Origin of the sequence: Protofrankia sp. CiT1 (assembly GCF_917627335.1) — a bacterium.
In the GTDB taxonomy this organism is placed as follows: domain Bacteria; phylum Actinomycetota; class Actinomycetes; order Frankiales; family Frankiaceae; genus Protofrankia.
The window spans coordinates 1-7507 of record NZ_CAKJTP010000174.1 but is presented as its reverse complement, the minus strand read 5'-3'; the positions used below and the strand labels follow the sequence as shown (position 1 = coordinate 7507).

Genomic DNA, 7507 nt, shown 5'->3' with positions numbered 1-7507 from the left:
TCCATACGCAGCCCAAAACAATTTGTGACAAACGACACATCAACACACAAGCGATCCACTGCGGAGCAGCACGGAGCAGCATGGACCACCACGGGAGCCGAAGCTCCCGGCGTCTCGACGTGGAAGTCTCACCCGGTGGTGAGCAGCCGCTCAGGGGTCACGCGAATGACCACCCGGACCGCGTCCGGCCCGTCCCACTGATAGGTCTCGTCACCGGTGTATTTCACCGCGAGAGCGTCGATAAGCTCGCGGCCGCCCTCTTCGGTCAGGGTTGCCCGGCCGCGGATCTCGACGTATCCGTAGGGATCCCGCTGGTCGAGAAACATGATCCCCACCCGCGGATCTCGCGCGATATCACGCTCCTTGGCGCGGCCCCGGACCGTGGACAACAACAGGTCATCGCCATCGCGTGCGACCCACAGCACTGTCATCCGCGGAGACCCGTCGGGACGGATCGTTGCGAGCGTCACGTAGATCGCGGCATCCGCAAGATCCTTTACCTTTTCGGGTAGATATAGCGACATCAAGCTCCTCCGCCGGGTCCCGTCGCGTTCTCAGCCTCTCATTCGCGGTGGCAGTCAGCAGCTCTCATGCCAACCAGGCATGATCAACCATGTGGATGGGATACGCGCTGATCAGCCGCGGGCAACCAATGCGGTGGCGATCGCCGCGAGGCCTTCACCGCGCCCAGTAAGCCCAAGACCGTCAGTGGTGGTTGCGGACAGGCTCACCGGCGCGCCGACCGCGGCCGTCAGGGTTTCCTCGGCCTCGGCGCGCCGTGCGGCCATCCGGGGCCGGTTCCCCACAATCTGCACGGCGACGTTCCCGATCGTCCAGCCCGCCTCAGCCAGCAACCTCGCCGTTTCGGTGAGCAGGGTGACCCCTGCCGCCCCGGCCCATTCCGGCCGGCCGGTGCCGAAGATCGAACCTAGATCGCCGAGTCCGGACGCGGTCAGCAACGCGTCACAGGACGCGTGCGCCGCGACATCACCATCCGAATGCCCGGCAAGGCCGGTTTCGTCCGGCCAGAAAATACCCGCCACCCAGCACGGGCGGCCGGCCGCGAACGGGTGGACGTCCACGCCGACACCCACTCGGGGAAGTCCGGCCAGCGACAACTTCCTCACCTCACAGGAACACTATCGGCACCCTCGTGCGACGCGCTGGCCGCGGCTGCGCACCGGCAGGCAGCGCCACGCTGGTCGGGCGGTACGGAACCCCGAATCCGGCCAGAACCCCCGGGGCATACAACTATGATTTTTTTCGCGCGCCCGGAACCGCGGGGATCAGTCGGCCAAAAATCAAACGATTACGTCTCTTTCCGTGCGCCCAGCGGCCCGAGGGTCTAGCCACGACGCGCAAGCAGCGCCTCGGCAAAAAGCAGATCGACCGGTCGGGTCACTTTGAAAGCCTCCTGAGCACCGGGAACAGTTGTCACGGGGACGCCGAGCGCCTCAACCAGCCCCGCATCGTCCGTAATCGCCACCCCGTCCGCTGTCCCGCCGAACCGATAGGCCTCGTCCAGCACATCCCTACGGAATCCCTGTGGTGTCTGCACAGCGCGCAGAACATCACGCGGAAGCGTCCGCGCAACCCGGCCCGCTCCATCAACCTGCTTGATCGTATCGTTTATCGCGAGTACGGGGATCACCGCTGGCGCCCCACTCAGCACCGCGGCGGCGACCGCATCAACAAGCGCGGGGGGCGTCAATGGACGAGCCGCGTCGTGCACCAGGACCACCCCCACCGTCTCATCAAGAACGGAGATGGCTGCCCGCACGGAATCGATGCGCTCCGCGCCACCGGCAATCACATGTACGTCAGGCCCGAGCAGGGCGACAAATGTTTCCAGCTCCGTGGCCGGAGCGGCGACGACCACCTGGTTCACCAAGGTCGCGGACAGCAGTGAATCAACCGCATGCTGCACGAGGGTACGACCGGCCAAGCCACGAAGCGCCTTGGGTATGGCACCACCAAGACGTTCGCCGCGGCCGGCTGCCGGAACGACCGCGGCTACACGGTCAGACATACGCATTACGTGTCAAAAGGACTGGGGACGTCTGGATATCCGCGTTACCTGCCGCCGGCTAACCTGCCAAGACCTCGTCGAGCATGGCCTCGGCTTTGTCCTCATTTGTGCCTTCCGCGAGCGCGAGCTCACTGACCAAGATTTGTCGCGCTTTGCTCAGCATGCGCTTCTCACCTGCGGACAGCCCCCTTTCGCGATCACGACGCCAGAGGTCGCGAACCACCTCAGCAACCTTGTTCACATCGCCGGACGCGAGCTTTTCAAGATTTGCCTTGTACCGCCGTGACCAGTTGGTTGGCTCCTCGGTGTGCGGAGCCCGTAGAACCTCGAATACGCGCTCGAGACCGTCCTGACCGACCACGTCACGGACGCCGACCATCGCAACGTTGTCCGCTGGGACGCGCACAGTCAGGTCACCCTGAGCAACCTTGAGTACGAGATAGAGCCTTTCCTCGCCCTTGATGACGCGTGTTTCAATCGCGTCGATGAGAGCAGCACCATGATGTGGGTAAACAACGGTCTCGCCGACTTGGAACGCCATGTGTCAAGTGCCCCTTCCGCCTTCACCAGAGTAACACGCATGCATCGACCCAGGTCAGACGCATGCTTGTAAGGCAGGCCGCGGCTGGCCCGCCTAGGCGCCTCGGTGACGTGCCGCCAAGGGGTCCGCGACGCTCCGGACCAGGCGAAACAGGCAAAGGCCGCCGACGCGGGCAGCCTACCCCGATGTCCTTACTGTGCCTCTCGCTACCCCCATGACACCGATGACCTACGTGGACCGCCGGCAGCGCCGTGCTCTCGTGGCGTACGGCTGCCGTTCCAGCACGCCCGATCCATGACTTCACCCAAGCTCGCTCGGACCTTCGTCCACGCGGAAGGAACCACGATCGCGCGACCTTTGGTCACTAGTCTTCCTATACCACCCGGCAGATGGGCCGTCCATCGGCCACGATGGACAGGTGCACCTCACACCGCCGCCGCCCGCCTCCGGGGACGACGAGGGCAACGGGCCCGGCCGTGACGACCATCATTCCCGCCCCCGGAACGGGCACCGTGACGACGTCCCGGACGACATCCCGGACGACATCCACATCCCGGACGACATCAGCGAGCTGGCCGACGACGTCGCCGCCTACCACGCCGAACTACAGTCGCTGCGGCGCCGGGAGCTCATCAGCAAGATTCTTCCAGGCCTGCGCCCCGCACCGGCCGACCGACCGGCTCACCGGTCACGCCCCGCCCCAAGTGTGATCATCGCGGTACTTCTCATAATCATCAGCGCGCTCGGCGCCATGGTGCCGCTCGTCCTCGCTCATCCGCGCCCGCCCGCGCCCGCCCGCCCGCTCCCGCTCGCGACCACAACCGCGCAGCTGGGCACCGTCGGGAGCGTGCTGCCCGACATCACGCTCCGCGCCGCGCACGGGTCGCGCATCGCTTCCGATCTTCGACCGGCGCTGATCGTGCTGCTGCCAACGGCCTGCGACTGCGCGAAAGCCGTCCACGACATCGTGGGCCAAGCCCATGAGGGCAACCCGGTGCCGACCTATCTGCTCGCCCCGGGAGCGGACAGCCCAGCTCTGAACGAGCTCACCCGTGCGCCCGAGGCCGCGGGCGGGCGGGCCCTCGGCTTCGGCGACCCGGACGGATCCCTTGCCCGCCTGGTCGGTGCGGATCCCCAACAGCCGACGCTGCTCCTTGTCGCCGCGGACGGCCGGCTGGTACAGCCACCTCGCGTCTTCGCTCCCGGCGACCGCCTGGAGGGCTGGCTCGGAGCCCTTCCGCTCCGCTGACCGAGCACCGCTCCGCCGACCGAGCGGCACCAGGTGATCATTATCACGGACCACCGGCCGCCACGCGCAGAGTCCGGGCTCGTGCCGCCGCCGCTGCACTAGGCTGTGCTCCGCGGTCGAACCCGTCGGGTATGTGAGTCTTCGGGTGGAGCCAGCCACAAGCCGTCCGCCAGTCCGGCGGCAGGGTCAATCAGTGCCGACAAGATGACCGTCGGTACCGCACGGAGGAGCAGCCGAGCCGTGAGCCACCGTCCGGGTGTGCGTACCGCGACCATCTCGCTGTTCGCCGCCGCATCGCTGATCGGCACGGTCGCACTTACATCGTGTGCGGCAGGTAATGACGCGGTGACGGCGCAGGCGCGCACGACGACGAACACCGTCTCCGGTGCCATCGGCACCATCTCATTGCGTAATGTCTACGTGGCCGGACCAGCGGCCTCAGGCGAGAAGGCCCAGGTCGTGTCCGCGTTCTTCAACGGCGGAGCCGAGGAGGACCAGATCGTTCAGGTCGCGTCGCCGGCGGCGACCGGCGGCCAAGCCCCGAAGAGAGCCATCCTCGAACCAGGCGGTAGCAACATCTATATCGCCGACGGTAATGCTCCCACGCTGACCGGGCTGAACCGCGACCTGCTCGTCGGGCAGGCGATCGCGGTCACGTTCACCTTTGCCAAGGCCGGCAGCATCACCCTCGCCGTCCCGGTGGAACCACCCGCTCCGGGAGCGTCCGCACCGCCAGCGACATCGCTCCCGACGCCGTCCGCGCGATCGGTGACCAGCAGTCCGACCGCTTCCGTTCCCGCTTCCGCGACCAGTAGCCCGACCGCCGGCACGACGCACCCGGCCGGCGCCACCGGCTGATCGTCCGGCAGCCGGAGAACACGCGATCGGCCACCGGCCAGCGCTGTTCGGTCACTGCCGGCGATGCCGGTCCGGCTGACGTCGGCCGACTGACATCGTCGGCAGCCTGACAGGGCCGCTCGGCAACTGCCCCATGGTGGTTGTCGGACCGTCCCGATACGGTGCGGGCCATGTCATCCCGGCCTCCCGTTCCCCGTCCGAACGCATCGGGCACGTCCTCCCGAGCGGCATCGGGCGGTTTCCGGTGCAGTGGGTGCGGTACGGAGTCGGTCAAATGGGCAGGCCGGTGCCCACGCTGCAACACCTGGGGGACGATCGAGGCCCAGGCTCCCGCGGTCCGCTCAACCCACCGGTCGGGCGGGCGTGGCCTCGCCCGGTCGACCGCGACGATCACGGCCCCTGCCTGCCCCATGTCCGCGGTTGACATCACGACGGCTCGCAGCCGGCCCACCGGGGTCACCGAACTCGATCGAGTACTCGGTGGCGGCCTCGTTCCCGGAGCAGTCGTCCTGCTGGCCGGGGAGCCGGGTGTCGGTAAGTCCACGTTGCTGCTTGAGGTCGCGGCGCGCAGTGCCGCATCGGGCGCTCGGGCGCTCGTGGTCACCGGTGAGGAGTCAACGGCTCAGGTCCGGCTGCGCGCCGGGCGGACGGGAGCGGTACACCCCGATCTGTGGGTCGCCGCGGAGACCGACCTGGAGGCTCTGCTCACCCACGTCGACGAAGTTCGTCCCGAACTTTTGGTGGTCGACTCGGTACAGACCATCACCACCGCCACCGCTGAGGGGGCAGCCGGCGGGGTCACACAGGTCCGCGAGGTCACCGCGGCACTGATCCGCGCGGCAAAGGCGCTGAACATGGCATGTGTGATCGTCGGCCACGTGACCAAGGATGGCGCGGTCGCCGGACCGCGGCTGCTGGAACACCTGGTTGATGTCGTTTTGCACTTCGAAGGCGAGCGGCATTCGTCACTACGCCTGGTCCGGGCGAGCAAGAACCGTTTCGGCCCCTCCGACGAGGTCGGCTGCTTCGAGATGGGCGACGGTGGTATCCGCGGCATCGCGGATCCGAGCGGGCTGTTCCTGTCCCGCTGGCATGACGGCGGACCCGTGGACGGCGTCGCCGGCACCTGCGTGACGGTCACGGTCGAAGGCCGCCGTCCGCTGGTTGCTGAGGTACAGACGCTGGTGGCAAGCTGCACGGCGGCAGTGCCGCGACGGGCCGTTTCCGGGCTGGACTCGGCCAGAGTGGCAATGATACTCGCTGTCGTTGAGCGCCGTGGCCGGCTCCAACTTGGCAGATCGGACGTGTACGCGGCTACCGTCGGTGGGGTCCGGCTAGCCGAGCCGGCCGCCGATCTCGCCGTCGCGCTGGCCACGATCAGCAGCGTTGAGGACCGCCCCATTCCCGCGAACCTCATCGCTGTCGGCGAGGTGGGCCTGGCCGGCGAGGTCCGGTCGGTGGGCGCGGTCCGCCGGCGTCTGACGGCCGCGTCCCGGCTCGGTTTCCGATGGGCCCTCGTCCCCCCGGACGCGGGTCCGGCGCCCGAGGGCATGACAACGATCGAAGTGTGCGACCTGAACAGCGCAATACAGCATATGTATGGTGATAATAAATGAAAATCACAGTGACCAAAAATTTAACTACAAAATCATATTCAACTACAATGCCATGGGAACGGCATGGCAAAGCAGCCCGCCCGATACCATCACCACGGCGGAACGCCGAGATACCGAGGGAGCCAGATGGCAGGACCACCCGGGGATGACACCTTCCGGGCGACACTGGCCGCTGTCGCCCCAGGAACCCCATTCCGGGATGGGCTTGAGCGCATCCTCCGCGGCCATACCGGCGGCCTGATCGTTCTTGGGCACGACAAGGCGGTCGAGGGCATCTGTACCGGTGGCTTCGAGCTCGACGTCGAGTTCTCCGCCACCCGGTTGCGCGAGCTCGCGAAGATGGACGGCGCGATCGTCCTGTCGTCGGACCTGCAACGAATCGTACGGGCAGCCGTGCACCTGGTGCCTGACCCGACCATCTTCACCGAGGAGTCCGGTACCCGGCACCGCACGGCCGAACGGGTGGCCAAGCAGAGCGGGTATCCGGTGATCTCGGTCAGCCAGTCGATGCGGATCATCGCGCTGTACGTGGCCAGCCGGCGCTACGTCCTCGATGACTCAGCCGCCATCCTGTCCCGGGCCAACCAGGCGCTGGCGACTCTGGAACGCTACAAGATGCGGCTGGACGAGGTTGCCGGCACGCTGTCCGCCCTGGAAATCGAAGATCTCGTCACCGTCCGCGACGCGATATCCGTCAGCCAACGCCTGGAAATGGTTCGGCGGATCGCCGACGAGATCGAAGGTTACGTCGTCGAACTCGGTACCGACGGCCGGCTGCTGTCCCTCCAGCTCGAGGAGCTGATGGCAGGGGTGGAAACCGAACGGGAACTCACCGTCCGCGATTATCTGCCCTCCGGAGGCAAGGTGGGCACCGCCGCCGAGATTCTCGCCCGGCTCTCCGCGATGTCACCGACCGATTTGTTGGATCTGACCGTGCTCGCCCGCGCGCTCGGCTTCCCTGGGGGCGCGGATGTACTCGACGGCCAGATCAGTCCCCGCGGGTATCGGATGCTGGCCAAGGTGCCACGACTGCCCCGGACGGTCGTGGACCGGCTCGTCGACCACTTCGGCACCCTGCAGAAACTGCTTGCGGCCGGCGTGGACGACCTGCAGACCGTCGAGGGTATCGGCGCCGCGCGCGCCAGAGCCGTTCGTGAGGGGCTGTCCAGGCTCGCCGAGTCCAGCATCCTCGAACGCTACGTCTAACCCCAAAT

8 protein-coding genes are annotated in these 7507 nt (G+C 67.0%); 4 read left to right on the top strand and 4 right to left on the bottom strand.

Annotated elements, in window-relative coordinates:
- Window positions 1-128: 128 nt before the first annotated feature.
- From MJ785_RS18950 to MJ785_RS18935, 4 genes are all read right to left on the bottom strand, one after another.
- The gene (locus MJ785_RS18950) at window positions 129-524 is read right to left on the bottom strand and encodes a PPOX class F420-dependent oxidoreductase (protein ID WP_239311225.1); all 396 of its coding nucleotides are present in this window, start codon (window positions 522-524) and stop codon (window positions 129-131) included.
- A gap of 111 nt (window positions 525-635) precedes the next feature.
- Window positions 636-1118: a 2-C-methyl-D-erythritol 2,4-cyclodiphosphate synthase gene (ispF, locus tag MJ785_RS18945; protein WP_239311238.1), complete on the bottom strand. Its 483-nt coding sequence runs from the start codon at window positions 1116-1118 to the stop codon at window positions 636-638.
- Between the two features lie 227 nt (window positions 1119-1345).
- On the bottom strand, window positions 1346-2029 hold the full coding sequence (ispD, locus tag MJ785_RS18940; protein ID WP_239311226.1) for a 2-C-methyl-D-erythritol 4-phosphate cytidylyltransferase: 684 nt from the start codon (window positions 2027-2029) through the stop codon (window positions 1346-1348).
- A gap of 58 nt (window positions 2030-2087) precedes the next feature.
- Window positions 2088-2570 (bottom strand): CarD family transcriptional regulator, encoded by a 483-nt coding sequence (locus MJ785_RS18935; protein WP_239311227.1) that lies wholly within the window; start codon window positions 2568-2570, stop codon window positions 2088-2090.
- Between the two features lie 418 nt (window positions 2571-2988).
- On the opposite strand from MJ785_RS18935, the gene MJ785_RS18930 reads away from it, so the two are divergent.
- From MJ785_RS18930 to disA, 4 genes are all read left to right on the top strand, one after another.
- Complete coding sequence (locus MJ785_RS18930; RefSeq protein WP_239382082.1) at window positions 2989-3819, top strand: hypothetical protein; 831 nt, start codon at window positions 2989-2991, stop codon at window positions 3817-3819.
- Window positions 3820-4059: 240 nt separating this feature from the next.
- Window positions 4060-4677, top strand: a complete 618-nt coding sequence (locus MJ785_RS18925; RefSeq protein WP_239382080.1) for a hypothetical protein — start codon at window positions 4060-4062, stop codon at window positions 4675-4677.
- Between the two features lie 170 nt (window positions 4678-4847).
- Window positions 4848-6293 (top strand): DNA repair protein RadA, encoded by a 1446-nt coding sequence (gene radA / locus MJ785_RS18920; RefSeq protein WP_239348183.1) that lies wholly within the window; start codon window positions 4848-4850, stop codon window positions 6291-6293.
- 126 nt (window positions 6294-6419) lie between these two features.
- Window positions 6420-7499: a DNA integrity scanning diadenylate cyclase DisA gene (gene disA / locus MJ785_RS18915; RefSeq protein WP_239311230.1), complete on the top strand. Its 1080-nt coding sequence runs from the start codon at window positions 6420-6422 to the stop codon at window positions 7497-7499.
- Window positions 7500-7507: the final 8 nt, after the last annotated feature.